The organism is Leptolyngbya sp. GGD (genome assembly GCF_026735145.1).
In the GTDB taxonomy this organism is placed as follows: domain Bacteria; phylum Cyanobacteriota; class Cyanobacteriia; order Leptolyngbyales; family Leptolyngbyaceae; genus Leptolyngbya; species Leptolyngbya boryana.
In genome coordinates, this window is the sequence record NZ_JAPQKE010000002.1 from 17,248 (window position 1) to 43,389 (window position 26,142).

The following is a 26,142-nucleotide window of genomic DNA, read 5'->3' on the forward strand; positions in this document are numbered from 1 at the left end:
CTCACTGCCATGCAGGACGCGATCGAGAATCTTGAAGACACCCGTGATCTAGAAGAATCAGAAGTACTAACAGGCGACCGCATATTTGATATCGCCACTTTTGAGCAAAAAGTTGTCCTGCTCTACCGATGTCTCTCCGCATTTCTTGATCCAACGATCGAGCCATTAATGCTCACAAATGTGATTGAAGCTGCCGCTTAATTTTCCTTTCGCGTTTCTCAAAATGCGCTCGGAGATGAGATTTACTTGGAGAAAGAAGGACTCACTGACGAAGAAAGCCTGAAATATTTTTATCGAAATTTAGTCTGGCGAGGATTTGAAGAATATCTTTTGAGCAATTGGCAAGCGGGGCAAGAAGAATTTGGGTTTGATGAAGAATTAGATACCTTCCATCCACACTCAGATAATTTGAGTATTTGGCATATGGTTGTGGATGAACTCGTCGATCGTATCTTCTGGGATCGCGATTGGGCGTTAACCTTAAATCACCCAGAAGTTCTGGATGGTATGGAAGAAGAGTTGAGCAAACCCCTTGGACTTGATGACTATTTCATAAATCGATTACCGAAAGTAACTTTAGAACAAGCAGAAACTGCGATCGCCGAAATTCAGAATTGGCAATTAAGCCCCTCGACCGAATAAACCTCAAATATCCTTGCTTTAGGGTTCAATTGGGGACGAGTAAACCAAGCCGTCAATTATGGCTTAAATCCTTATCCTTAAGGCCTTACAGCGATTGAGATAAAGATTGAGATAAAACTGAGTGCAATGTTGATTGAGATAAGCTACAATCCTTTCCATCGTTAGGTTTTAGAAATCAATCGCACTCGATTCGTAATCGAAAGGTCATGGGTTCAAATCCCATCATCGGCTTTCTGTTGTTGTACTGTAGGTTCGCATACCAAGCTAGTTCCTACTTTCATTCAGCACCGCACCTTGGATTTGTAGCTTGATCGTATCGGTTCAGCAGTGATTCCCCCAGCATTGATATCAGCTTTCAAGGGAACGCATTCTTAAAAGGCGAATTTTAAGGAAGGGTGGTTCAGCGAGAATGTAGAGGAACATTCCGCCGTTGTGGATTAATCAGTAAGCTCACGCCGATTGCCCAAGCGATCGAGATAAGCCAACCTGCTAGGATATCGCTCGGATAATGAACACCAAGATAGAGACGAGTCCACGCGATCATCAGGACAAATAAGCCTCCTAGCAGCAATACCCACCAGCGCCATTTTGTTTGCCAAGTTAGAATGATCAGTACTGTCACAAACGTCATACTTGACATAGCGTGTCCACTGGGAAATCCGTAGTCAAATTCTGGTGCAGGCGACTGCCACAAATGCGGACGGACACGATGTAAAAGCAATTTTGCAGTTCGGTTGATCACAATACTGCCTGTTAAAGTTGTGATCAGATATGCAAGTGCATACCACCATCGTCGAAACAGCAAAAACACCCCGACTCCGGTCGCAACCGGAAACACTCCCCAAAAGACTCCTAGCTTTGTCAGAAAAGTTGCGATCGCATCAAGCCAGGGATTGTTTACTGAATGGACTGCCAGCAGAATCGGCACGTCCCACGGAAAGCCACCCTGATTTTCCCACACATCCTCTGCTAGCTCTCCAAAAATCAATAGGGGCAGTAACACGCCAATGAGTAGCATGAGTAACGCGCCACGGCGAGCAGCTAGCAAGTGCTTGAGAAATTCTAGAAAAGCTTGGAGAAATTGCTTGACATCAAAATTGAACATGCATTGTCTCAAGTGTGTGAAGTGCTTCTCGATTGAGCAAAGCTTGACCTGACTTCACCAATGTAACGTGACTTGTTTGGGTGCTGTTCACAATTTGGGCACTATTTTAGATGTCCTACTCAGACGCGCTCTACGAGGCAAAATCTTACATGTAAGAAAAAATCAAATATTTTTGAATGCTATAAAATGAGCCACTCCTTGAGATAGAAATTAGCTTGTCCTCCTGGTAGATGAGAAGTCAGCAGTCTACCTCTTACACTGAAGCGAGTGTTAAGGACGCTTGCAAGATATTAGATATCAATTCTTGGATGACTACATCATTGTGTGAATATCCTAAACTGCTTTTAATCATGATAGTTGAACGACTATGAATGCACCCATTTGGACAGGAAAAGTCTATCCGCTTGGCGCGACCTGGGATGGTAAAGGAACTAACTTTTCACTATTTTCTGAACATGCGACATCTGTGGATCTTTGTTTATTTGATCAACAGGGTTTAGAACAGCGTTTACCTCTCTATGCAGGTGAAAATTTTATCTGGCATGGATATGTCCCTGGAGTTGCGCCTGGGCAGCGATACGGCTTCCGCGTTTATGGGGCTTGGAATCCTCAAGCTGGGCATCGATTTAACCCCAATAAACTGCTCATCGACCCTTATGCAAAAGCGATCGAGGGCGATGTTCAACATGGTGAAGCAATTTTTAGCTATCGCTGGGACGATCCAGATGCGGATTTAGGTTTTTCTGATTTGGATGATGCCCATCTCGTTCCGAAGTGTATTGTTGTTGATCAAGCTTTTGATTGGCAAGGAGATCAGTTATTACAAACGCCTTGGAACCAAACTGTTATCTACGAAATGCACGTTAAGGGATTTACAAAGCAGCATCCTGAAGTGCCAGAGACATTAAGAGGAACTTATGCAGGACTTGCACATCCAGCAGCAATCGCACATCTCAAATCTCTGGGTGTGACTGCGGTTGAACTCATGCCTGTGCATCATTTTCTATCCCAGCCTGGGCATCTTTCTGGCACAGGATTAAGTAACTATTGGGGATATGATTCGATTAATTTCTTTGCACCTTACTCCGGGTATAGTGCCGATCAAACTCTCGGTGGACAAGTGCGGGAATTTAAACAGATGGTGCAAGCTCTGCACCAAGCTGGGATCGAAGTCATTCTAGATGTTGTTTACAATCACACAGGCGAAGGCAATCATTGTGGTCCAACGCTATCTCTACGGGGGATCGATAATAAAAACTACTACCGTTTAGTTGAAGGCAACGAGCGGTACTACATGGATTTTACAGGATGCGGAAACTCGCTGAATGTTCAAAGTCCACAAGTGCTGAAGCTGATTATGGATAGCTTGCGTTACTGGGTTACAGAAATGCATGTAGATGGCTTTCGCTTTGATTTAGCATCTGCGCTTGCCCGAGAGCTTTATGCAGTGGATAATTTGGCATCGTTCTTTGACATTATTCACCAAGATCCGATTCTAGCTGGAGTCAAACTGATTGCAGAACCTTGGGATCTAGGCGATGGCGGATATCAAGTTGGCAATTTTCCGGTACTTTGGTCAGAGTGGAACGGGCGCTATCGAGATGAGATGCGCGATTTCTGGCGGGGGCAGGATGGTAAGCTTGGTGAGTTTGGTTATCGATTTACGGGCAGTCCTGACCTTTATCAATCGAATGGCAGACGACCTCATGCCAGCATTAATTTCATGACGGCTCATGATGGTTTCACGCTCCGCGATCTTGTGAGCTACAACGAGAAACACAATGAAGCCAATGGCGAAGACAATCGAGACGGTGAAAGCCACAATCGCTCTTGGAATTGTGGTGTAGAAGGTGAGACAGATGATGTGGAAGTAATGCGTCTAAGAGAGCGACAACAGCGCAATATGCTCACAACGCTGATGTTATCTCAAGGCATTCCGATGATTGTGATGGGCGACGAGATGGGTCGATCTCAGTCTGGAAATAATAATGCTTACTGTCAAGATAATGAACTGTCTTGGCTAGATTGGGAGTTATGCACTTCTCAGTCTGATCTGCTCAATTTCACGCGAGAGTTGATTCATTTCCGTCAAGCACATCCCATTTTCCGGCGGCAGCGGTGGTTTCAAGGGCAGGCGATTCATGGATCGAGTGTGAATGATATTGCTTGGTTTAATCCCGATGGGCATGACATGACCGAGGAACAATGGTGCAATGGATATGCAAAAGCGATCGCTGTGTTTTTGAATGGAAGTGAATTGCCCGATCGCGGTCCCAAAGGTGGACGGATTCGAGATAGTAGTTTCCTATTACTGTTTAATGCGCATTGGGAAATGCTAAATTTTGTCCTACCGACTCGATTACGCCAGCGGAAATGGTCTGCGCTGATTAATACAAAAGAGCCAAGCTTTACCACTGAGAAGATTCTGTTTACAGGAACGAAAAATGTTCCAGTGATGGGTCGCTCATTAGTTGTCCTACAATCCGGAAGCTAACTCCTTAGTAGTAGTTCCAATCATTCATTGCAGGAGGGCTAGTAGTTGACCATATTAATCTCGCAGAATGGGGAATGGAGAGATAGGGAGAACTAAGACCTAGACGGCTTCCTATCTTCCTATTCCCCCACTCCCCTATCTCTCCATATAACGTTCCTACATCCCCGCGATCGACATCAATGCATCTTGCCACCAAGGGAGTTGGCTCTGAACTCGCGGTTGTTTTTTGCGAATCTCATCAATGTTCCAGCCTGTGAGACGCGCTAGCGTTTGGGCTTGTTCTTCAAACCGTTGGCGCAGCGATCGCTGATAGCGTCTTCCGGCAGGGCACTCTGTTTTACCGTTGAAAGGATGCCGCAAAACATAGCGTCCTTGGAATGTTTCTTGCTGATTCGTTTCTTGGAACATTAGATCTTCGGGGAACTTATCGCGCGTGTAGCGAACATGCAGCCGTGTGATAAACACATCAGAGCTTACAACTGGGCGACGACGACCACGAGGCATCACAACAGGTTCAGAACCTTCTAGCCAGAACACCCCGGCTTGCTTCAATTCTTCAGGATTGAGAGGCTCAGCCGAACAGGGATCACAATTGCCCATATTCCAGGCATATTCTAGAAAAGCAACTTTGCGATCTTCGCGATCGTAGCTTTTCTCAAACATTGATTTGTAGAAGTGACTAAACTCATCTTTGACAAACAACGGAACTTCAGAATCAGAAGGAACCTTGACCGTTCTGTAATTAGTTACCTCAGCCTGACCTTTGGGAGACAGGATATAAACAATCAAGTCTTGAGCCGCCTGAGCATTGATCATCCCTAATCGAATCGGGAGCATAAACCGGGGCGAATCGTAAGTAATCTGCAAGGGGCGCAGAGATTGAAATCCAGCTTTATCAAACTCATCAAGGTTGACTTTTGCAACAAAGAATTTGAGCTTTTGGCGAATGTAAGGCTTTAAGAGTTGCTTTGCCCCACGCGGAATCTTATAGCCATTTTCAACTAACCAAGTTTCTAATCCCCCCGATTCTTTTGCGCTTAAAATCAGAATGTCATATTCTCCAACGGTGAATTTTGCTTCTACAGTGACTCCTAGCGAGCCTTGACGACTCCGAACAGCTTCATTTGCTTCACTCATTGGTGCAGATGGCATGGGCATCCGTAACACGCGATCGTCGATCGTTTCACACGGATCTGGATCAAAATACTCAACTAATCGAGGCGCGCTAAAAGCATCTAATCTCTCGATGATTTTAGGATCGCTTACTTTAACTTGTTCTTTCTGTAGAACCGTTGGAACGGGAACCACGATCGCAAAATCTTTCACCTCACCCTGATAGTCATTTGCCATCGTCAAAACAGTGTGATCGCCACTTCGAGCGATCGCGACTTGAGAAGCTTGGTTATAGAGTTTTGCATCTGCTTTCGCAACATAGAATCCACAAAACGCCCAAGCTTTCGGAACAAAAACAAAGCAACTCAGACCAACAATTAGAACTGCACATAAGATGCGAAATAATTTCATACTATGTTCCTTAGATTGATAAAGGCTCAGTCGTAGCTGCACTCTGTTCCCACGAGAAGCGAGAATCGGGAAAGATTTTATCGATGACAATGCTAAGCGGAGCCAGTGCGAACAATGCCCAAAACACTGCTGTCGAGACAAAAAACTGATTTCGCAAAATGAAAGTCAGCAATGCGATCGCACTTGCCCAAATGACTCGCCCAATCTGAGAATTCGGAATAGTTCGGGGATCAGTAATCATAAAAAATGCAAACATCAGGAGCGATCCACTCATCAATCGATGTCCCCAGACATCCCAAGTCCAAGCTAAGTAATAATTCCGAATTGCTTCTAATCCGCCATATGTTGCAAGAAACGCGATCGTCGTATCCCATCTGCCAACTCGCTTGAGGACTAATCCCCCCGTTGCCAAAAACAGCGCTGCATACCAGCCCTCTTCACCCCACTGCCCTGGCGAAACCCAAGCATCCGAAGTAAGCAATAAGGCTGTAATGATGCCAAAATTTCCCGGATTAAAGAGATGCTTCTCTCCAATCCGCAGGATAAATTTACTAGCAATTGCAGCAGAACAAGCAAGTACGATCGTTAGGTAATGATCTGCTCTCAATAGCACGCTCATCCCCAAGGCTGTAACCAATGCGCTGGGGAAAGATTGAGTAAAGGATTGCTCTGAGATTCGAGTCATCAGCCATTGTGCTCCGAGACAGGTCACGATCGCAGTTCCAACCATACTCAGATGTAATGACCAATCTCTCGTGACAATGCCAACGAGTAAAAACAGTGAAAGAAAGAGAATTTGATAAATTCGAGCATCTTGGAACATGAGGCGACCCTTCCGCGTCAGGTTGGATAGCGCCTATTATCAGACTCTCTAAAACAAAAAAATGATGTCGTTACCGATTAAGAAACGACATCATTTTTTTATGAATTGTTCTGCATTCTCAAGGAAGATTAGCGGAATAGTTCTGTTAAAGGCTCTCTTGTGTGATTGGGCGACTTGAATCGTACTTCAGCATTGAGCTAGCAACAATGATGCCCACGATCGCAAGCAGCGCCATCGGATAAAACGCATATGTATAGGTTCCCAACCAATCTCGAATTCTTCCAGTTGCCAAAGTTCCGACTAAAGCACCGACTCCATAGGCAGTAAAGACAATCCCATAGTTCTGAGCGTATTGGTCAGGATGGAAAAATCGCAAAGTGATCGTTGGAGCCATTGCTAACCATCCGCCTAGACAAAACCAAAAGAGACAAAAAGCAATCAGATACCGTGCAACTTGTCCTGGCTGAGCATTTGCCATGAGAATACAGGCAATCAGAATGAGGGTATAAGATGCGATCGCGACACGATGAGGCTGAAGGCGATCGCTTAACCATCCAAACAAAGGACGACTCATGCCATTAAACACGGCAAACAGCGCAACGCTACTCGCTGCGAATTTTGGATCAATGTTGATCATCTCTTCACCGACTGGACTAGAAATTCCAATGGCACTTAGGCCAATCAACGTTGCGATCGCATAGCAAATCCAAAGTCCATAGAACGATCGACTTTTGAATAAGTTCGCTGGATAAGTTCGGGCATAGATCGTCGTTGAAGCAGCTAAATCTCTCTGAGGGTGCCAATCTTTAGGCGGTAATTTCAAGGTGCAAGCGATTGCTAGAATCAAGATCGTAAAAATGATCCCAAGTATCCGTAAAGTCGGTCGAACGGTGTAAATGTCAATGAGTTGATTTGCTAGGGGAGCCGTAATCAGAGGAGAAAGCCCAAATCCAACGATCGTGAGTCCAACGGCTAACCCTTTCTGATCTGGGAACCACCGAGAAACGACAACCATCGGGACACCGTAAGCGATCCCAACTCCCGTACCAGCGATCACTCCATAGGTCAGCACCATCATTTCAATTTGATGGACAAAGCTCGAAAGAAGATAGCCGCAGCCGACAATGATTCCTCCAATTACCGTCATGGTGCGAGTTCCAAGCTTAGAAATGTAGAACCCTGCGATCGGCATCAGCGCAGCATAAAAAACAAGCGCCACAGTAAAAGGTAATAAGCTTTCTGTTGCGCTAATGTTCAGTTCACTTTCTAAAGGCTTTCTAAAGACGCTCCAAGCATAAATACTGCCCAGACATAGCAGAACACTCATCCCTAATGGAAGAAGTAGCCATCTTCCCTGGTCAGCAGGCAGTCCAAGCACTTTCAACTCAGACTTGTGAGTGAGAATCTTCATAACTTATTGCGAATAGTGGACATGTAATCTCTAGAACATTGACAATCTGAATGAATTCAGTTGTTGCTCAGTCCCCGCAATCCGCTGTTATTGTACTGACTCTTCCACTAAGGATAGAAAATGTTCGGAAAGTTTTAACTCCTAAAGTCCTAAGAAATCATTTATCCCTGTGCGACTCCATCTTCTCTCGCAGCCCGTTGAACTGCCGCAGCAACGACCTTCGCTACCCGCTCATCAAAGACAGATGGAACAATATGTTCTCGATCGAGTTCATCGGTTTTGATCAAAGACGCGATCGCTAAAGCTGCCTGCAAATACATATTTGTCGTAAAGGTCGAAGCACGACAATCTAATGCCCCACGAAACACCCCCGGAAATGCCAACACATTGTTGATCTGATTCGGGTAATCACTGCGCCCGGTTGCCATGACTGCAACATCATTTTTGACCAGTTCCGGCTGAATTTCAGGGATCGGATTTGCCATCGCAAAGACGATCGGATCAGTTGCCATCGATTTCACCATCTCCGGTGTCACGACTCCAGGCGCACTCACGCCCAGAAAGACATCTGCACCTTTCATCGCATCGGCTAAGTTACCCGATTGATCAACTGCAAAGCTGCGTTTTTGAGGATTCAAATCCGTGCGATCGCTCGACAAAATTCCTTTCGAGTCGCACATGATGATTTCATTCGCTCCGTCTTTCTGAAGTAACGTTGCGATCGCAACTCCCGCTGCGCCTGCGCCATTGATCACGATCCGCACGTCAGACATGTTCTTGTTGACAAGTTTTAGAGCATTTGTCAGTGCAGCAAGCGTGACGATCGCAGTTCCATGTTGATCATCATGAAAGACAGGAATATTCAACTCTCGCTGCAATCGTGCTTCGATCTCAAAACATCGGGGTGCAGCAATATCTTCTAAATTCACACCGCCAAATACAGGCGCAATCCGCTTGACGGTTTCGACAATTTCATCCGTATCTTGAGTCGCAAGACAAATCGGGAAGGCATCCAATCCCCCAAATTCTTTAAATAGCATCGCTTTGCCTTCCATGACAGGCATCGATGCTTCAGCCCCAAGATTTCCTAAGCCTAACACTGCGCTGCCATCGGTGACGATCGCCACCATGTTTCCTTTCACCGTCAATTCGTACACGCGCTGCGGTTCTTCTGCGATCGCATTACAAATCCGTCCGACCCCAGGAGTATAAGCCATCGCGAGATCTGCTTGACCTCGGAGGGGTATCTTACTGACAACACTAATTTTGCCGCCTCGGTGAAGAGTGAACGTACGATCGTACACATCGAGCACTTTAATGTGAGGGAGATCTTTGACCGCTTGCACGATCGTTTCTGCATGTTCAGCACTCGCCGCATCGATGGTGATATCCCGCATCGAAATGGCGCGAGTCTGATCAATCAAATCAATCTGTCCCATACTGCCACCCAGTGTGGAGATTGCTTGGGTGACACTGGCAAGCATTCCCGGACGATTCGGAACCTCAAAGCGGATTGTCAAGCTAAAACTGGAATTAGGGGTAAGAAGATCTGACATGGATTGTGTGCGTGATTTGCGACTCGGCAAATCTTACCGCAATAAAGGGTCACGAATTGTTAATTGCGATCGTCTGAGGACATGATTTATGCCGAGTTTGTACACCGAAGTTGAAATTAATGCCGCTCGATCGCAGATCTGGCAAATCCTGATCGCCAAAGAACGCTGGAAATATTGGAATACTTTTTTATTTGACTGCGACCCAAATCGCCCGTTTATCCAAGGACGAGATGTTTCATTGTCAGTTTTACGATCGCCCGGAGAAGATGAAATTCAATTTCGCCCGATCGTCACTTTAGTTCAACCCAATTACTGTTTGAAGTGGCTTTCTTCGATTCCCGGTTTGCACAATGAGCATGTGTTTGAGCTACAAGACATCGGAGTGAATCAAACGCGATTTTCGTATCAGCAAAATTTTTCTGGAACGTTTGCCCGTTTTTTGCTGCCTTTTATTCGTCAAGAGGAACGAAAAGGGATTCAGCGGATGGCATGGGAATTGAAGCGCTACGCTGAAAAGCTCGGATCATGACATCAATATTGGAAGCAGTGGGGAGTGGGGAGTGGGGTGTTTTAACACAAAAAAATGGAGCGAGCGGTTAGGCTTGCTCCATTCAATTCTGTTGAATTCTAGAATTAGAAATTCATTTCAGCGGCTTGAACGCGCTCGACCTGTTTCTTCTTCAGAACCAACATGATTTGAGTCAAGGAAACGATCGCAAAGAAAGCGAGCAGACCTTTAATCCGGTCTGGGTTCTGTAACACGATCTCCTTATCGACTTGACCAAATCCACCGACGTTCGGATTGCTGGTCAACGCATCACCTGCTTTTACCGTGTCACCTTGAGCCACGATCAACTCGGGTCCTGCTGGAATCTCATCAGTTACAGTTGCGCCATTTTCGCCCGTAATCGTAACGGTATAGCCGCCTTCTTCGGTTTTCGCGATCGCAGAAATCTGACCTGCCGCAGAAGCGTTATAGACCGCGTTATTGCTCTTTTGTCCAGTCGGATAAACCTGTCCACGACCGCGGTTTCCGCCGACATGCACCGGATACTTACCAAAGCGCAAAGACTTATCAGTCTTCGGATCAGGTGAAAGAATCGGAAACTCGATTTCTTGATACTGCTCACCCGGAACAGGACCAACGACTAACCAGTTCGGATGAGCATCACTGTAAGGCTGGATGTAGAGTTCCGCAGCCTTTTCTTTCTGCTCGTCAGTCATCCGATCTTCTGGAGCAAGCTTGAATCCGTCTGGCAACATCAAGACTGCACCGACATTCAACGGACCTTTCGAGCCATCGCCTTGCACTTGCTGCACGCTGGTGTCGTAAGGGATTTTCACCACTGCTTCAAACACGGTATCCGGCAAAACGGACTGAGGAACTTCTACTTCGGTCGGCTTTGCACCTAAATGGCAGTTTGCACAGACAATCCGACCCGTAGCCTCACGGGGATTTTCGTATTGGCTTTGAGCAAAAATCGGGTATGCAGAAGCTGCTTGAGGCAAAGCAAAGCTGCCTGCGAGTAACGTTGCGATCGCCGCGATCGTCACGATCGCTTTTCTTAGAAAACTACTTCTCATCTCTGTTCACTATGTTGTGCAATGGTTCAAAGTCAGCGGCTTAAGCCCACCAAGGATCGTCGCCTGTACGGAAATCGGTTTCAGTCCAAGGCGTAAAGGAGATCTTGTCGTTCTCAACGCTGGCATGAACCAATGCCAAAGACAGAGGAGCGGGGCCACGAACGACCTTGCCAGTGCTGTCATACTGCGAACCGTGGCACGGACACATAAATTTGTTTTCATTTGCGTTCCAAGGCACGACACAACCGAGGTGAGTACACACCGCGTTAATGCCATAGCTCTCAATGCCATCATTTGTGACCACAACGTAAGTCGGATCACCTTTCAAGCCTTGAGCGAGAGAACGATCGCCGGCGGGATGGGATTTTGTATATTCGCTGACAAGAATATCGTTGCCAAGCGCGTCTTTTGCCGTGACACCTCCCGAAGCGCCACCAGCCGACGGCGGAATAAAGTATTTCACGACTGGATATAAAGCACCGAGCGCGACCAACGCTTCAGAGCCAAACATCAAGGCGTTCATAAATTGGCGACGACCCATGCTTGGGACATCAGAAGATTCGGATAATTGAGCCATGACTTCTTCTCTAGGGATTGCGGAAATGAGATGGATGACAAAAGATTTCGCGCAGAACTGATTTGAAAGCTCTGTGTTTAAATCAATTTACATGGAGAGGGCTACACAATGACGAGCGAATGACGATCTAGGGCACTTCAAGTTTGTCCAATCGGATGTCCAGAAATCCCTTAGAGCCGGCTGTCTGTAGCTTTTCTAAGATTTATTATACATTTCTTGACATTCAGATTATCGATGCGAGACTGTGGAATTGATTTACGAAATGTTACAAATTTTGCGATCGCCATGATGACAGGACGAGATCTTCAACAAATTCTGCTCCAGAAGTGGGGGCGTTCCTACGATATTCAGGTGCGCCGTACCCAAGGGAAGTTCTTTGTTCAGATTATGTGGAAATATCTGGAGCAGTTATCGTTTCCGCTGTCTGAGGCGGAATATTTGGAGCATTTGGATCAGGTGGCGACCTATTTGGCGGGATGGGGCGCGATCGAACAGGTGCAGTCTTATATTGCAAAAACTCGTGAACGTCCAAGACAGGGCAAGGCAGTCAGTATTCCAATCGATTTGGGCGATCGCGCTTCAGAATGGCTATTAGAAGATTTCTGAGCGGAGAAGTCCTGCTGAGATTTTCTGTTGATTCCCCTTCGAGATGTCAGCACGCAATCGAGGAATTAAAAAAATCAGAATTTTCTACGAATTCTAACAATTCTTGATAGTTTGATGTGGCTTGCAATACATTTTGCTGCGTTCTGGATTCGTGATAATTCGATCTTGAATTCGCTCCCACACCTCACCTACTTGGCGTTCTGCAAAATATGACAAAGATATCGAAGGTATCGAAATTTCTCGGTCAGATCGGACTGACCGTTGTTCTTGGCTCGATCGTGGGAGCCTGCGGAGGTGGGAGCACTCCTAACTCTGCTTCCTCACCTGCTGCTGGCAGTGGAGATTACGTCGTTGGCATGGTTTTAGTGGGTCCAAAAAACGATGCAGGCTGGAACCAGGTACACTTTGAGGGCATTCAAAGTGCAATTCAAAAAGTCGCGGGTACAAAATTAGAGTACGTAGACAAGGTGAACCCTGGCGATCGTCCCAACGTTAAAGGTTCTCAAGTCGCAGATGACTTGATTGCCAAAGGCGCAAAATTCATTATCTTTAACTCGGATGACTTTAAAGATGATGCCTTGGAGACTGCCAAGAAACATACCAATGTGACTGTGATTCATGCCTCTGGGGATTATGCTTGGAAAGACGGCAAGAATTTCAAAAACCAAGCCAATCTCGGCAATATCATGGGACGGATGGAGTACGGGAAGATGATTGCCGGATGTACTGCCGCCTTGGGAACTGAAACGGGAAAAATTGGGTATTTAGGTCCCTTGATCAATGATGAAACTCGGCGATATAGTTCTGCTGCTTTTCTCGGCGCAAAATACTGCTGGGAGACCTATCGAAAGCGTCCGGCATCAGAGTTGACGTTCAAAGTGACTTGGATTGGATTCTGGTTCAATATTCCAGGTAAAACGCTTGATCCGACCAAGGTTGCAGACGACTACTACAATGGGGGCTTTGATGTTGTGATGAGTGGCATTGATACGCCAGAAGCAGCAGTACAAGGAAAAAAAGCAGCAGAAGCTGGGAAGAAAGTAAAATACGTGCACTATGACTTACCAACGGGCTGTTCGCTAGCTCCTAGCATTTGTTTGGGTGTGCCGTTTTACAATTGGTCAATTCCTTATGCAGATGCTTTGCAGAAAGCAAAAGATGGCAAGTACACGAGCGAATTTGTCTGGTCTGGTCCTGACTGGCAAAACCTCACCAATCCCACTGCTGGAATGATTGGGTTTAATCCAGGTCAGGCGTTAGGTGAGAATCAAAAATTCCTGGATGAGTTTGTCAAAGGCATGAGCAGTGGCAGCATTAACCTCTACAAAGGGCCGATCAAGTTCCAAGACGGAACCGACTTTGTAAAAGCTGGAGAGACTGCAACAGAACAACAAATTTGGTATATGCCGCAGTTGTTGGCTGGAATGGATGGACCCAGTAAATAGCTAAATTCTTCAGAACTCCGAGTTTTTTAGAAACTTGGAGTTCTCGCGTTACAGAGTGGGTTGAACTATGCAAATCGAACTCCAACAGATTACAAAGCGCTTTGGGCAAGTCCTGGCAAATGATCAGGTTTCGATGACTGTTCAAGCAGGAAGTATTCATGGCTTGCTCGGAGAGAATGGTGCGGGAAAAAGCACGATCGTCAAAGTTCTCAGTGGTTTCATCTCGCGCGATTCCGGCTCAGTCCTTTTCGATGGTGAAGCAGCTAACATTAAAACGCCTGCTGATGCGATTCGCTCCGGCGTTGGGATGCTGCATCAAGATCCGCTCGACTTTCCACCCCTTTCGGTGCTGGATAACTTTGTGGTCGGTCGAGGCGAAGTGCTGGCGAAAGGATTATTCTCGGGTTTGAAGTTCGTGAATCTCGATCGTGCTCGGCAAGAATTTCTTCGTCTGAGCGAAACTTTTAATTTCTCACTCAATCCGGATGTTCGTGTTGCTGATCTAACCGTTGGAGAACGCCAACAGTTGGAAATCATTCGATTGTTGTCTCTCGGTGTGAAGACCCTAATTCTCGATGAACCGACGACCGGAATTTCTGCGTCTCAAAAGACGGCATTGTTTGAAGCAGCACGACGATTAGCGGCTGAAGGAAAATCTGTGATCTTCGTGTCGCACAAGCTTGAGGATGTAGAGGAGTTATGCGATCGCGTTACTGTAATGCGGGCAGGGCAGGTCGTCGGTCATGCCGAAATTCCTTGTCCAGATTCAGTGCTGATTGATCTGATCTTTGGGAAAGAACTTGCTTTACCCATCAAGCCGAGTACTCAGCAATCTGAACCAATGTTGGAACTCGACAGCATTGTGGTCAAAGACGATCGCTTAACTTTGAAAGTCGATACTTTGACCGCCTATAAAGGTGAAGTGATCGGGCTTGCAGGACTCGAAGGCAGCGGACAGCAATTACTACTCTTACTCTGTGCTGGATTAATGCGAGCTTCAGCAGGCAGGATCGAGATTGATGCGCTTGATATGACTCACAAACCGTATCCAGCGTATCTCAAACATGGAATTGGCTATTCGCCTGCGGATCGGCTGAAAGATGGCTTAATTCGAGGCTTGTCGATCCATGAGCATGTGATTTTACGTCAGCCGAATCAGTCGCCATTCATTGATTGGAAAGCAACGCATCAGACAGCACTCGAAGCGATCGCAATGTTCAACATTCGAGGCAAGCCCCATTCTCATGTTGAAAGATTGTCTGGGGGAAATCAACAACGGACACAGCTTGCATTGTTACCCGTTCCATTAAATTTATTGTTAATGGAGCATCCGACGCGCGGATTAGATATTGAATCAACCTTGTGGGTTTGGCAGCAGTTAATTGCTCGATGTCAAACTGGCACCACGATTTTATTTATGTCTTCAGATTTGGATGAAATCATGCAGTATAGCGATCGCGTTTTAGTCTTCAGTGGTGGAGAAGTTTCAGAGCCGATTGCAGCATCAGAACTCACAGTCGAAAAGCTTGGACAGATGATTGGGGGACGCTTTGAGTAAAACACTTTACTATCAAGCTGGTGCGATCGCGCTTGCTTTGATCTTTGTTGCAATCATTATCGTGTTAGCAGGGGCTTCCCCGATCGCGGTCATTTCTGAAATTGCATCCGGGGCATTTGGTACGCCTGGACAGTTCGCCCGTGTGATTTCTACACTTTGTCCATTGCTCATCGCTTCTTGTGGATTACTATTCACTTTCACAACTGGCTTATACAACTTAGGCATTGAAGGACAGATTGCTTTCGGTGGGATTGCTGCAACCTTGATACTGCGATTAGGGCAAGATTCTTTGCCTCCTGCTCTGACACTTTTTCTTGCGATTGTGGCTGGCGGAATGGGTGGAATGTTGTGGGGATTACTCGCAGGCGTTCTCAATATCTATGGACGCATCAATGAAATTTTTGCAGGCTTAGGCTTGAACTTTCTTGCCGATGGGATTGCTTTGTATTTGGTGTTTGGACCTTGGAAACGTCCGGGTGTTGCATCGATGAGCGGCACAGAACAATTTCCAGAATCGCTGTGGTTGCCGACGTTTGGTAATACAGATGCAAGTCCAATTTCGGTTTTGATTGCGCTGATTGCGATCGCATTAACGATCGTTGTTCTTAGCGGTACACATTTCGGTTTAAAGCTTCGAGCCGTTGGGCAAAATCTCAGAGCAGCTTATGTTCTCGGCATTCCATCGATTCGACAATTACTCAGTTCATTTGCAATCTGTGGTGCGTTTGCAGGCGTTGCGGGAGCGTTGCAAGTTGTGGCTGTCTTTCATCGCTTGATTCCCAACATTTCAAGCGGATTGGGATATTTAGCGTTATTAGTCGCAATGTTGGCGGGAATGAATGCTTGGTTACTTTTGCCGATCGCGTTCTTTTTCAGTGCGCTGAACATTGGCAGCTTGCAGTTGCCGCTCGATTTGAATTTAGAATCGTCTCTTGCGGGAGTGATTCAAGGAACTCTAGTACTGTTTGTGATTTTAGGAAAAGGCTTTAGTGAGTGGAAGCGGGGGAATGTTTAGCGATCAAAATAAACATTGATTTGCGATCGGATGTGTGTCAATCGTTGTGTTGCAACAAGTCCTAATGTAGCTTGCTAGGGCTATAATAACTCAGCTCCCTCTGGGTTAACTCCCTGCACAATTGCAGCTAAGCGATCACTCGGATGAATTCCAACCTCTTTGCCGCAACTCTTAGCTTAGGCACATCAACGATGGACGATTAAGCAAGCTTATCAGCAACTGAAGGAAGAACTGGGACTGGATCACTTTGAAGGGGAGTCTTGGAGAGGCTTGAATCACCATTTGGTGCTGTGCTTCATGGCATATTGCTTTTTGCTGCTTTGGCGACGCACAAAAAGGAAGTCGATGTACACTTCCATCGGTTCGGCAAGTCATTCTCAAGGCCCTGAGCCTTGTTGTCTGCCCTCGTTGTCAACGTCACCACAGTGATTTATCTTGGAATACTACTTAACGGAGTAGTGCTAGTTAAGAACAGCTGTATTTTCCCATAATATACACAGGTCTAGAACACCACCCTGTTTCAAGCTGAATGATTGAATTGATTCGCAATCTGCCGAAATTCCTGTGAAACGGGATGATCAGGATACTGCAAGCAGAAAATTCCCTGGCTACCCAAGCGCATTATTTCAGTTGCAATCGGTAATAATCCTGCCACGGATCGTTGATAGGCATTCTCAGCTTTCTGCTTGAGCAGTTCTGGATCAAACTCCGGTAGGATCTTGTTGATGACTAATAAGATTTGAGGCACATCTAAGTTATCTGCTACTTCTAAAACAACCGCAGTGCCCAAATAGTCCTGTTGGTCAGGGCGCAAGATGAGTACTAAGGTGTTTGAGATCCCAATGGATAACAGAGTTTCTTCATTGATGCCGGGATGGGTGTCTACAAAGAGATAATCGAGCTTCAACTGTTCTGCGATGTCATAGAAGCCAGTTTGTAGCAGCTCGACATCATAGCCTTGGCTCAACACTCTTGCAATGTCCTCACTCTTCATACTGGACGGTAATAAATACACTGTACCAGCTTTTACTTTTCCTTCAAACACATCACTCACATCATAAGCCGCATCTTTAATTGCACAGCGTCCCCAGAGATAGTCATTCAGTGTGCACTTGATCGCAGCTTCTCCCAAACCAAAGAGAATGTTAATTCCTGGAGATTGAATATCTGTGTCAACAATACCGACCCGTTTACCTTGAAGCGCCATGCTAGCAGCTAAATTGGCAGTGATATTAGATTTGCCAGTTCCACCTCGATAGGAATGAATCGATACGATTTTAGTCATTGTTGTTGTCCTTTTGATGATGAATCAGTATAGTTGGAGCTTTGATTTGGACGGTAAACAGAGACAATTTGTGCAAGTCGGAATGATTCTAACCTGCACTTGAGGTAGGGTCTTGCCGATTTGTAAATTCCACAACACGATTTGCAATGCGGGTGAGGATCATCTCGCTAAATGCGATCGCAGCAGAGGGGTGTTCCTGTTGCATCTGTTGGAGAGCGTGCCGAGTCAAGCGATAGACCTGACTGTTTTGAGTTGCGATCGCAGTCGTTTGATAGACGGTTTGCGTATAGAAATCAACTTCTCCAACCAGTTCTCCCGCACTACAGATCTGCACAGGGCTGCACTGTCCGCCATACAGTTTTACGGATAGCCTGACCTGTCCTATCTCAATAAAGTACAGTCCATCGACCTCATCTCCCTGCTGAAATAAAGGCTCATCTTTGAAAAGATCGAGTTTTTCTAAGTAGGTCATAAAGGGTTTCACCTGTTCTGCATCCTGAAACAGGGTCTTGAGTTGTAAGGCTAAAGGCAAAAAGCGTTGCCGACGGCTCTTATTCAGTTGTTTTTTCTGAATGGCGATCGGGGTTAGGAGATGGCGACGACGTAACATGGAGCCATCTCCTTCAAATAGGTGTACAAACTCGTTTAAGGTATAGGGGTTGTACCAGGATTGCAGATAGACTTGCTTAGGTAGCATCAAGAGTTTAGTGTCTCGTTCTGCAATCACCCGGGCATTGCGGACAGAGCCTTTAATCGCCGCAGTATCCCCAATTGACATCCAGGGCTGAGCTAGGGCAGCCGCATAGCCACCATCAGGAAAAACTTTTAAGCCTTGACTCATTGGGATGTAGACAAAACTTGCGGGTGAACCATTTTCCATCAACACCTCTCCCGCTCTAATCGTAATAATTTTGACTTCTTGAAAAGCTTGGTCTAAATCCAAATGATCTATTTTTTGCCCAGACTTAGCAATTTCAACTAAGATCTGGCGCTGGTCTTCTAGACTCCAGACGGGGGTAATTCCAGCCAAATAACGCTCAACTTCAGCAAGATCAGCTTTTTGTAGCGAGGCAACAGGTCGGCAACGGGAAGCGATCGCGGGATTCATGCGTCCTAATTCCCGACATACTGCCTCAGAAAAATTGGGATTGTCATCGACCCCTTCCACGAGAATTTGCATCTCGCTGGCTGGTTTTTTCACCGATTGGGCAGCGTCTGTCTCAGGGGAACGGCTAAAACTGCCAATCACATCGGCTTGAATATCATTGATCACCAAGGCTGCACTGTATGCTGCCCAGTGAACAGCTTCGGGACTGGAAAAAGAACCACGATCGAAAGACACTCGTAAATTTCTATCCTGGTCTAATTCACAGCCTGTCATATTGGCTTCTCCACTGCTGATGGCATCTTTACCCTCTAGTAAAAAGAGTTTAGAACCATCGGAAGATTGCAAGGCATACACGCCATTCGCGGTGTGCTGGTTTACTAGCACTTCATAGCCAGCAGAGGTTCTAAAAGTATGTCCTCGCTGTCGCAGTGCATCTGCACATCTTAATGCCCGGATTGTGTCGATGACATCTCCAACGAATTCGTTCAGTGGAGCACTGGGATTGATCAGCCATTGAAACGAATCTTGGGCAAAGTTGTGATAGTAGCGCTGAAGATTGGGATTCGTAGTCTGAGTAGGACTCTGCTGGAGAAACTGTATGAGATCTTTTCTTGCCTGGTCTAGATGTTGCGTCAGAATTTCGACAATTTCTGTATCCAGATTCTGATCATTGGCTTGAGCCAGTTTTGTCTCTGCTTTTGCAATCTGCTGTCGGTAGTAGAGATAGTGCAAATTGGTACTCAAACATTCTTGCATCGTCGCTCTCAAGATTTGGGGATCGTTGAGCGTCGCGATCGAGATTTTGCTCTTGCTATGCCCGATGGACAACGCGAGCATTTCTCTCAGCACCAGTTGGGGATTTTGCTGCAACACCTCCCCTCGCGCAAGATTCATCAATCGCCAAGCAATATTGCCAGAATTTTCCTGCCACAGTTGATCGATCAGGGGATCAAACTCCTCGGTGTAGACGAGTTGTGCTGCAAATTCTGGATGCATGGCTCGCCCAAAGGCAGAAAAATCTCGCATCCCAATGTCATGCAGGTAAGCCAACATCACGCCGTACCCGAGCAAGAATGCTAACTGATTCTCGGTTCGCTCAGGAATCAGAACACCGTTAATGTGACAGAGAACCTGCTGAATCTTTTGCGAGATGTCTTTGCCATGTACAATCCCGTGATCCGAAAACAACGCAACATGCTTTAACGGGTTCTCAAGAAATCGAGCGTCGTTAATAATCGCTTCTAATTTGGATTGCTCGGTCACCCTGCCATAGAAGTTTTCTTCTATGTAAGTTGTAAATGCTTCTGGTAAATTCACCATCTTGGGAGGAATCATCATCGTTGCTCAAAAATTACCGATTACTAATCCAGCGATCGTTAGCGGGTTGTGAGATGGGTGATTTCTTTTTGAACCGAAGCCAATCGATTGGCCAACGATCGCATCATAAAATTACTCAACGTCGCAGCTAACTGAGGATGGGCTTGCTGCATGGTCTGTAAGGCAGAAGTCCGCAAACCGTAAAGCTTGGAGGATTTTTCAGCGATCGCAGAGAGCGCATAGGGAGCTTGGGTATAAAACTCGACTTCGCCTAGAATCGTTCCTGCTCCTAGGGTTTGAACTCGTTGAGTTTTTCCAGTTTCTAGTTCCACGAAGGTACTGATTTCTCCCGATTCCACAAAGTAAAAGGCATCCGGTGTATCGCCTTGGCAAAATACAGGCTGACTCTTCTCAACTTGAAGGGTTTCTAAATATCCCATCAAAGTTGAGATCTGTTCGTTGTCCTCGGTCAGAATGGTTTTGAGCAACAGCGATAGGGGTAAAAATCGGGAACGACGGTATTTACTCGCGCTTAAAACTTGGTTTTCGCACCATTCTAAACCGCGATCGAGATCGGGAAATTCAAAACAAATGGGATCTTCTGGCGCGAGTAGGCGACTTTGATGGAGCAATTTGGCTAAGGCGGGAGACAGATTGGTAAACACAATCTGGAATTGCTGTGTGTGAGCCAACTGTTTTAACTTGACAAAACTGACGATCGCTGAAGAATCTAATCCCGTCACCCACTGAAAATCAAGAATTACAAAATGTAGGGTTGCTGTATCCGTTGCCTTGAGGCGCTGGCGAATTTGGTTGAGAAGACGATTTGCAGTTCCAAAGAAAATATAACCTTGCAAGGTCATGACATAGGTTTGATCGCCCTTTTCTTGCAACAATCGTTCTTGGTTGATCGGACGTTTGCGATGGCTGCTGAAGCTCGAACCCGATAGCGTATGACGCGCCACATTAATTTGGCTGTAGTTCCAAGCAAACAGGATAATCATCACCACTAAACCTACAGCAACCCCGATCAAAAAACCAAAGAGTACGACTGTTGCCATGATCAAAAGCACGATCGCGTAATCGATCTTGGGGAGCTTAAACCAGCCATCATAGAGTTGAAGCACCAGGAGATCTAGCCCTAAATACACCAGTAAACCACCTAAAACAGGCTTGGGAAAGAACGTGAAAAATGACACGCCAGCTAGCAAAACTCCCAAGTAAACCAGTGCAGTCACGAGTCCCGTGAGCCGACTTCTCGCCCCCACCTTGCCCGATAAAGCGGCTAAAACCGCAGGACTTCCAACCATACCCCCGAACAGTCCTGAGAGCAAGCAACCGAGTCCCGTGGCTTGTAGCTCTTGATTCAGATCAATGTTGCACTCCACCATTAACTCTAGGGCACTACAAACGAGTAGGAGCGAGAGCGCTGTGATCAGCATGAGCACTGCCATGTTACTGAATTGAGGCAGAATCAGAGACCAGTTGGCTTGCAGTAATGCCGTGAGGTTGAAGGGATTGCGCCCCCCTCCTTCTGGGAATGGACCTAGCAACCATCCTCCTTGTAAAGCCTGAGCCGGAGATAGGTGAGCTAGTGCTAGCACCAAGTAGAACAGCGCGATCGCGCCCAAGATCAGACCCGGCAATACGAGGTAATGGACAGGGCGACGGCTGACCAGTAAGAGCAGAATACCAAACGCTACAGCAGGAACCCATTGCAGCAAAGTCTCTGGCTGCAAAAGTTGAGGAAAATTCACGAAGCTGTACTTACCATTGGTGACGACTCGAAATGCCGCTTCGGTAATCAAATATCCTAGCCCTGCAAGAAATCCGCCCACCACGGGATAGGGCAAAAAGCGAATGATCTCCCCTAACCGAAATCGCCCTAACGCAAACAGAAATGCCCCTGTCAATACCGATGATCCTGCGATCGCTGCCACGATCGTCATCAGGATGTCCTGATCGGTGGCATTCGCAGGCATATTTTTCGCGATCGTGGTTGCCATTGCTCCTAAAATCGTTGCTTCTTCGGCAAGGAGAAACGCCACCATTCCCACGAAGGAACTCCGCAGCGCCAACACAACTCCAATCACCGCAGCACTCATAAGGGCAAGACTAATGCCCGTCGCCAGAAACCGATCTAGCTCTCCAGAGAAGACCAGAGCCGCCATCGGAATGATCCCTGTTAAAATCACTGTAATTCCCATCACCAATCCTGCCGTCAGGATGGGAATCCATGACTGCTCCTGTAATTCCTGTTTCAGCGAAGACAGCATGGTTGAACCTCCCCAAGCTTGACTGCTCAAGTAACGATGATCTGGTACAGTCTTGAAAATCTCTGATTCCGATAATAATCATTGCATCAAGGTTGTAAAGGTAGATCGCCTAAGCTTGTTAAGAATGATAAAAAACTAACCGGCTTTCTGAGATTCCACCCCGAGCCAGCGATACCGTTTCTAAGTCGATCTAAGATCTGGAGTAGTCCTGATCTACCGACTTATCGAATTATCTATTTCACGATTCAATGACAGACGACCATCTTGCCTTACTGACAAATTCCATTCAAGCAGCAACTTCCCCGCTGAGAAACTACCTGGTCGATTTGCATCAGCAATATCGATCCTTAAAAGAGGGGAAACGAGTTGTTCAGATGGGTCACACTCAAACCAAATCCGACGGGTTTGGTATTTGTGTTATTTCAGTGGATGGTCAGGTTTTTGAAGTAGGAGATGTGGCGCAACAGTTTCCCATTCAAGCGCTTTCTAGAGCGCTAATTTATGGATTGGCATTGGAAGATTGGGGACGCGACTATGTCAATCAACGGGTGGGTGTCAAACCTGTGGGCGAAGTGGCAAACACGATTTTATTGGATGAACCTAATCGCTGTCCTCACAATCCCATCATCACTACGGGTGCGATCGTAACCACGAATCTGATTCGAGGCGGGAGTGTGACGGAACGACTGCGGCGGATTTTGAAACTATTTCAGCGCTACACGGGGCGAGAATTGACTGTCGATGCCTTAGTTTTCTCAGCGATGAAAGCCCAGGGACACCGAGAACGCGCGATCGCGAACTTTTTGCTCAAGTTTGATCTGATCGGGGGATCAGTGGAAGAGACCCTAGATCTCTATTTCCAACATAGTACGCTGCTAGTGAGTAGCCATGATATTGCCATGATTGGGGCAACCCTTGCCAATGGAGGCATAAATCCTGTGACCGGAGAACAGGCGATCCCAGCAGAGTATGTCCAGGATGTGACCAGTGTGATCATGACCTGTGGTATGTACGAGCGATCGGGCGAATGGATGCGCCAGGTTGGGATGCCAGCCCAGACTTGTACAAGCGGCGCACTCCTGGCAGTGGTTCCCCAAAAGCTAGGATTAGGGGTTTTCTCGCCCTACTTGGATCAATGGGGCAATTCCGTTCGGGCGGTGCGAGTCTGCGAAGCAATCTCCAAGGAGCATCACTTACATTTGTTTGATATTTATGAACGAAATCAACAAATGATGAAATATATTGAGCAGGTTAACAGAATTACAGATGCTGCTACTGCCTTAGAGAAAGGCCGATATGATGAGACGAATCTATCTGAAGTGACTCAGCGCACCGATGAACTCGGTCAACTGGCGCGAATGTTTCAACGCATGGCAGATCAAGTGCAAGCCCGAGAGCAACAGCTCAAACAGCAAATTAAGACCCTTCAAATTGAGATCAATAAGGCGGAAAAAGATCAAAAAGTGGCTGAAATTGTAGAGTCCGAATCTTTCCAAAACTTGAAACAAAAACTGGACCGGATGAAAAAGCGTCGGGATCAACACGATTCTTCTTGAGTTGGAGCGATTGAAACAGTGTGTCGATCGACGACTGAGTCACTAGCCTTCATCCGAATCACAAATTTTCATCGTCAGCACATTATGAGTGCCATCTCTAGAATAACGGCACTCATCGACATAGCTGCGAATGAGATGAATGCCCAAACCACCCTCAGTAGCTTCCTCTAAACTTTTGGGTAACTGCACGTCTGGGCGCTGAAGCGGATCAAATGGTCGTCCATTATCTCTAAGTTCAAGGGTGACTGTTTGATTGAGAGCATGGAGCGCTACCTGAATCTCGCCAGTTTCGTGTGCTTCGTAGGCGTACTGCATCACGTTCGTCACTGCCTCCATGAGCACCAGTTCTATCCGAAAAGCTCCCCTAGGAGAGATCTGAAGGTGTTGAAATAGTGGGTTGAGCCACGCGCTGAGAATGTCCAAATCGTCTAACCGATTGCTTAGAACAAGGTGATGACACATCGGTTCGACATCTTGAGCGCTTGTAGAAGGCAAATTCATCAACAGGCTCCCCATTATTCAACGAGAGCAGTTTGCAGGTCTGCACAGGCAGTATCAAAATCATCGTACATTGGAATTAGTGATTCAAATCCAGCAGTCACAAGGGCTTCTCTGACGAGCGGCGTTGGGTTCAATAAAACAAGTTTGCTACTTCGCCTTGCCAGTGATCTCGTATTAGAAATGAGCATCTGCATCCCGATCGAGGCGATAAATTCTACTTCTGACATATCGATCAAGGTCGGCGCTTTGCTAGAGCCGACTGCAAACGAGAAAGCATCATCGATTTCGTTGGTTCCTTTTAGATCTAACCGTCCAATCAGCTTGACTTGCTTAATCTTGTTGTCTAGATGAGTAACCTCAAATTGCATATTGTTGCATCTCCAGCATATTCAAGATCTTGCTGTGTATTCTAAACATCATTTAGAGTCTTGATAGTTTTGTCAAATTGTTGTTATGAAAATTGAGACCAAGATTTTCATTTTGCTCTCAGCCACTGCCCTGATAGCATTCATCATTGGTGCATATAATCCATTCACAACCGTTTGGAGTACAACAGGTTTAGCGATACTAACGATTGCGATCGCTCATTTATTCTCACGTACCATCACAAAACCGTTACAAGGTTTGATCCAATGGACGAATGAGCTTTCTCAGCAAAATTATGAAAAATCATCTCATTCAGACTGCTCTACGGCTCTGGCAATGCTGACGCTACAACGACAGGACGAAATCGGGGAACTTGCCCGTGCTTTGCAAAAACGGGAGGCTGAACTGGAACAATCGATCGAGGATTTAAGAAAAGCCATTGCTATCAAAGAACGCATGGAGAGCGAGTTGCAGATCGGTCGAGAGATTCAGATGGATATGCTAATTCTTGGCGCTTCCGCATTTTCTAAACATAAAGATTTAGGCATCTACGCAACGTTAAAGCCTGCTCGTGAAGTGGGCGGAGATTTCTACGACTTTTATTTTAGGCGGGAGAATCTATCCTACTTATTTGAAGAAAATCGCTTTTGCTTTTGTATCGGAGATGCGTCTGGTAAAGGGGTTCCTGCCGCCTTATTTATGGCAGTTATCAAAACCTTACTAAAATCGCAAGCTTATATTGATTTGTCGCCTGCAAAAATTCTTACCCATGTGAATGATGTGATCAGTGCTGAGAATCCTTCCTGCATGTTTGTCACTCTCTTCTTTGGCGTTTTGAATCTAGCAGATGGCGAATTGGTTTACACGAATGCAGGACACAATCCACCCTACATTCGCCGCCAAAACGGTTTAGTCGAGCCACTGAATCAACGTCATGGAACCGCGCTCGGAGTCCTCGAGGGTTTGGTCTACAAAGAAGACAAGACAACCTTAGAAAATGGCGATATTTTGATTACCTACACAGATGGGGTGACAGAAGCGATGGATCAAGACCAAACCCTTTTTTCGGATCAGCGATTTCTAGACCTGCTGAAATCGAATCAGTATAGTTCCGCCGAAGAAGTGATTAAACTGACCCTAGCCGCGATCGAAGCCTTTCAAGGAGAAGTTGAGCAATCAGATGACCTGACCATGCTTGCGCTTCAGTTTCTCAGAGAACCAGTTTCTAAGGAAGCAGCAGCAGAGTTGGCGATTAATAATGACGCTTTATCTTCTTTACGAGAGCAGTGGCGATAGAGCTACCAAACGCTATTTAAAAGTCTGTGGCGTACTATACAAAATGCGACTCAAGCCGTTGTGTATACCGTTGTGTAATTAATGTTGTGTAATTAAT

At 46.2% G+C, this 26,142-nt stretch carries 22 protein-coding genes and 1 pseudogene; 11 read left to right on the top strand and 12 right to left on the bottom strand.

The window, feature by feature from the left end:
• Positions 1-9 precede the first annotated feature (9 nt).
• Together OU814_RS09150 and OU814_RS09155 are read left to right on the top strand one after the other, a co-directional pair.
• Entirely contained in the window at positions 10-201 is a 192-nt protein-coding gene (locus OU814_RS09150) for a hypothetical protein (protein ID WP_268182136.1), read from the top strand.
• 45 nt (positions 202-246) lie between these two features.
• The gene (locus OU814_RS09155) at positions 247-642 is read left to right on the top strand and encodes a hypothetical protein (protein WP_268182138.1); all 396 of its coding nucleotides are present in this window, start codon (positions 247-249) and stop codon (positions 640-642) included.
• Positions 643-1,042: 400 nt separating this feature from the next.
• Here the strand turns inward: OU814_RS09155 and OU814_RS09160 are convergent, their stop codons facing one another.
• Positions 1,043-1,747 carry a phosphatase PAP2 family protein gene (locus OU814_RS09160; protein ID WP_268182140.1) on the bottom strand — a complete coding sequence of 235 codons (705 nt, stop codon included), beginning with the start codon at positions 1,745-1,747 and terminating at the stop codon, positions 1,043-1,045.
• A gap of 367 nt (positions 1,748-2,114) precedes the next feature.
• Here OU814_RS09160 and glgX point away from each other — a divergent pair, with 367 nt between their 5' ends.
• Positions 2,115-4,241: a glycogen debranching protein GlgX gene (glgX, locus tag OU814_RS09165; RefSeq protein WP_268182142.1), complete on the top strand. Its 2,127-nt coding sequence runs from the start codon at positions 2,115-2,117 to the stop codon at positions 4,239-4,241.
• A 156-nt stretch (positions 4,242-4,397) separates the two neighbouring features.
• Here glgX and OU814_RS09170 read toward each other — a convergent pair whose 3' ends face one another.
• The 4 genes from OU814_RS09170 to OU814_RS09185 all read right to left on the bottom strand — a co-directional run bounded on the left by OU814_RS09170 (position 4,398) and on the right by OU814_RS09185 (position 9,555).
• Entirely contained in the window at positions 4,398-5,765 is a 1,368-nt protein-coding gene (locus OU814_RS09170; protein ID WP_268182144.1) for a DUF2330 domain-containing protein, read from the bottom strand.
• Between the two features lie 10 nt (positions 5,766-5,775).
• Complete coding sequence (locus OU814_RS09175; RefSeq protein WP_268182146.1) at positions 5,776-6,588, bottom strand: RnfABCDGE type electron transport complex subunit D; 813 nt, start codon at positions 6,586-6,588, stop codon at positions 5,776-5,778.
• 145 nt (positions 6,589-6,733) lie between these two features.
• The gene (locus tag OU814_RS09180) at positions 6,734-7,999 is read right to left on the bottom strand and encodes an L-lactate MFS transporter (protein ID WP_268182148.1); all 1,266 of its coding nucleotides are present in this window, start codon (positions 7,997-7,999) and stop codon (positions 6,734-6,736) included.
• Between the two features lie 161 nt (positions 8,000-8,160).
• Complete coding sequence (locus tag OU814_RS09185; RefSeq protein ID WP_268182150.1) at positions 8,161-9,555, bottom strand: malic enzyme-like NAD(P)-binding protein; 1,395 nt, start codon at positions 9,553-9,555, stop codon at positions 8,161-8,163.
• An 88-nt stretch (positions 9,556-9,643) separates the two neighbouring features.
• Here OU814_RS09185 and OU814_RS09190 point away from each other — a divergent pair, with 88 nt between their 5' ends.
• Entirely contained in the window at positions 9,644-10,084 is a 441-nt protein-coding gene (locus OU814_RS09190; protein WP_017285667.1) for an SRPBCC domain-containing protein, read from the top strand.
• Positions 10,085-10,188: 104 nt separating this feature from the next.
• Here the strand turns inward: OU814_RS09190 and petA are convergent, their stop codons facing one another.
• A complete protein-coding gene (gene petA, locus OU814_RS09195; protein WP_268182153.1) occupies positions 10,189-11,139 on the bottom strand; it encodes a cytochrome f in 951 nt (316 codons plus the stop codon).
• A gap of 40 nt (positions 11,140-11,179) precedes the next feature.
• The gene (petC, locus tag OU814_RS09200) at positions 11,180-11,716 is read right to left on the bottom strand and encodes a cytochrome b6-f complex iron-sulfur subunit (protein ID WP_017285669.1); all 537 of its coding nucleotides are present in this window, start codon (positions 11,714-11,716) and stop codon (positions 11,180-11,182) included.
• 216 nt (positions 11,717-11,932) lie between these two features.
• On the opposite strand from petC, the gene OU814_RS09205 reads away from it, so the two are divergent.
• From OU814_RS09205 to OU814_RS09225, 5 genes and pseudogenes are all read left to right on the top strand, one after another.
• On the top strand, positions 11,933-12,322 hold the full coding sequence (locus OU814_RS09205; RefSeq protein ID WP_316426136.1) for a DUF3067 family protein: 390 nt from the start codon (positions 11,933-11,935) through the stop codon (positions 12,320-12,322).
• Positions 12,323-12,531: 209 nt separating this feature from the next.
• Entirely contained in the window at positions 12,532-13,767 is a 1,236-nt protein-coding gene (locus tag OU814_RS09210; protein ID WP_017285671.1) for a BMP family lipoprotein, read from the top strand.
• 67 nt (positions 13,768-13,834) lie between these two features.
• A complete protein-coding gene (locus tag OU814_RS09215; protein WP_268182156.1) occupies positions 13,835-15,325 on the top strand; it encodes an ABC transporter ATP-binding protein in 1,491 nt (496 codons plus the stop codon).
• The gene (locus OU814_RS09220; RefSeq protein ID WP_268182158.1) at positions 15,318-16,340 is read left to right on the top strand and encodes an ABC transporter permease; all 1,023 of its coding nucleotides are present in this window, start codon (positions 15,318-15,320) and stop codon (positions 16,338-16,340) included. Before OU814_RS09215 ends, OU814_RS09220 begins: the two co-directional genes overlap by 8 nt.
• A 189-nt stretch (positions 16,341-16,529) precedes the next feature.
• A pseudogene (locus OU814_RS09225) lies at positions 16,530-16,655 on the top strand (IS701 family transposase); the annotation flags it as partial.
• Positions 16,656-16,860: 205 nt separating this feature from the next.
• On the opposite strand, the gene OU814_RS09230 reads toward OU814_RS09225, so the two are convergent.
• The 3 genes from OU814_RS09230 to OU814_RS09240 all read right to left on the bottom strand — a co-directional run bounded on the left by OU814_RS09230 (position 16,861) and on the right by OU814_RS09240 (position 22,326).
• Entirely contained in the window at positions 16,861-17,625 is a 765-nt protein-coding gene (locus OU814_RS09230) for a MinD/ParA family ATP-binding protein (RefSeq protein ID WP_268182159.1), read from the bottom strand.
• 88 nt (positions 17,626-17,713) lie between these two features.
• Positions 17,714-20,071, bottom strand: a complete 2,358-nt coding sequence (locus OU814_RS09235) for a cyclic nucleotide-binding domain-containing protein (RefSeq protein ID WP_268182160.1) — start codon at positions 20,069-20,071, stop codon at positions 17,714-17,716.
• A gap of 38 nt (positions 20,072-20,109) precedes the next feature.
• Positions 20,110-22,326, bottom strand: a complete 2,217-nt coding sequence (locus OU814_RS09240; protein ID WP_268182162.1) for a SulP family inorganic anion transporter — start codon at positions 22,324-22,326, stop codon at positions 20,110-20,112.
• A gap of 248 nt (positions 22,327-22,574) precedes the next feature.
• Between OU814_RS09240 and OU814_RS09245 the strand changes: the two genes are divergently transcribed.
• Positions 22,575-23,882, top strand: a complete 1,308-nt coding sequence (locus tag OU814_RS09245) for a glutaminase (protein WP_268182164.1) — start codon at positions 22,575-22,577, stop codon at positions 23,880-23,882.
• Between the two features lie 42 nt (positions 23,883-23,924).
• Here OU814_RS09245 and OU814_RS09250 read toward each other — a convergent pair whose 3' ends face one another.
• On the bottom strand, positions 23,925-24,383 hold the full coding sequence (locus OU814_RS09250; RefSeq protein ID WP_268182166.1) for an ATP-binding protein: 459 nt from the start codon (positions 24,381-24,383) through the stop codon (positions 23,925-23,927).
• 14 nt (positions 24,384-24,397) lie between these two features.
• Complete coding sequence (locus OU814_RS09255; protein WP_268182168.1) at positions 24,398-24,751, bottom strand: STAS domain-containing protein; 354 nt, start codon at positions 24,749-24,751, stop codon at positions 24,398-24,400.
• 85 nt (positions 24,752-24,836) lie between these two features.
• Here OU814_RS09255 and OU814_RS09260 point away from each other — a divergent pair, with 85 nt between their 5' ends.
• Entirely contained in the window at positions 24,837-26,045 is a 1,209-nt protein-coding gene (locus OU814_RS09260; RefSeq protein ID WP_268182170.1) for a SpoIIE family protein phosphatase, read from the top strand.
• Positions 26,046-26,142 lie beyond the last annotated feature (97 nt).

Excerpts from the sequence above, each read along its gene's own strand:
- OU814_RS09210 (WP_017285671.1), top strand. The coding sequence starts at position 12,532 with ATGACAAAGATATCGAAGGTATCGAAATTTCTCGGTCAGATCGGACTG.
- OU814_RS09170 (WP_268182144.1), bottom strand. The coding sequence starts at position 5,765 with ATGAAATTATTTCGCATCTTATGTGCAGTTCTAATTGTTGGTCTGAGT.
- glgX (WP_268182142.1), top strand. The coding sequence starts at position 2,115 with ATGAATGCACCCATTTGGACAGGAAAAGTCTATCCGCTTGGCGCGACC.
- OU814_RS09185 (WP_268182150.1), bottom strand. The coding sequence starts at position 9,555 with ATGTCAGATCTTCTTACCCCTAATTCCAGTTTTAGCTTGACAATCCGC.
- OU814_RS09150 (WP_268182136.1), top strand. The coding sequence starts at position 10 with ATGCAGGACGCGATCGAGAATCTTGAAGACACCCGTGATCTAGAAGAA.
- OU814_RS09240 (WP_268182162.1), bottom strand. The coding sequence starts at position 22,326 with ATGCTGTCTTCGCTGAAACAGGAATTACAGGAGCAGTCATGGATTCCC.
- OU814_RS09245 (WP_268182164.1), top strand. The coding sequence starts at position 22,575 with ATGACAGACGACCATCTTGCCTTACTGACAAATTCCATTCAAGCAGCA.
- OU814_RS09235 (WP_268182160.1), bottom strand. The coding sequence starts at position 20,071 with ATGATGATTCCTCCCAAGATGGTGAATTTACCAGAAGCATTTACAACT.
- OU814_RS09175 (WP_268182146.1), bottom strand. The coding sequence starts at position 6,588 with ATGTTCCAAGATGCTCGAATTTATCAAATTCTCTTTCTTTCACTGTTT.
- petC (WP_017285669.1), bottom strand. The coding sequence starts at position 11,716 with ATGGCTCAATTATCCGAATCTTCTGATGTCCCAAGCATGGGTCGTCGC.
- OU814_RS09255 (WP_268182168.1), bottom strand. The coding sequence starts at position 24,751 with ATGCAATTTGAGGTTACTCATCTAGACAACAAGATTAAGCAAGTCAAG.
- OU814_RS09230 (WP_268182159.1), bottom strand. The coding sequence starts at position 17,625 with ATGACTAAAATCGTATCGATTCATTCCTATCGAGGTGGAACTGGCAAA.
- OU814_RS09160 (WP_268182140.1), bottom strand. The coding sequence starts at position 1,747 with ATGTTCAATTTTGATGTCAAGCAATTTCTCCAAGCTTTTCTAGAATTT.
- OU814_RS09260 (WP_268182170.1), top strand. The coding sequence starts at position 24,837 with ATGAAAATTGAGACCAAGATTTTCATTTTGCTCTCAGCCACTGCCCTG.
- OU814_RS09215 (WP_268182156.1), top strand. The coding sequence starts at position 13,835 with ATGCAAATCGAACTCCAACAGATTACAAAGCGCTTTGGGCAAGTCCTG.
- OU814_RS09250 (WP_268182166.1), bottom strand. The coding sequence starts at position 24,383 with ATGAATTTGCCTTCTACAAGCGCTCAAGATGTCGAACCGATGTGTCAT.
- OU814_RS09180 (WP_268182148.1), bottom strand. The coding sequence starts at position 7,999 with ATGAAGATTCTCACTCACAAGTCTGAGTTGAAAGTGCTTGGACTGCCT.
- petA (WP_268182153.1), bottom strand. The coding sequence starts at position 11,139 with ATGAGAAGTAGTTTTCTAAGAAAAGCGATCGTGACGATCGCGGCGATC.
- OU814_RS09190 (WP_017285667.1), top strand. The coding sequence starts at position 9,644 with ATGCCGAGTTTGTACACCGAAGTTGAAATTAATGCCGCTCGATCGCAG.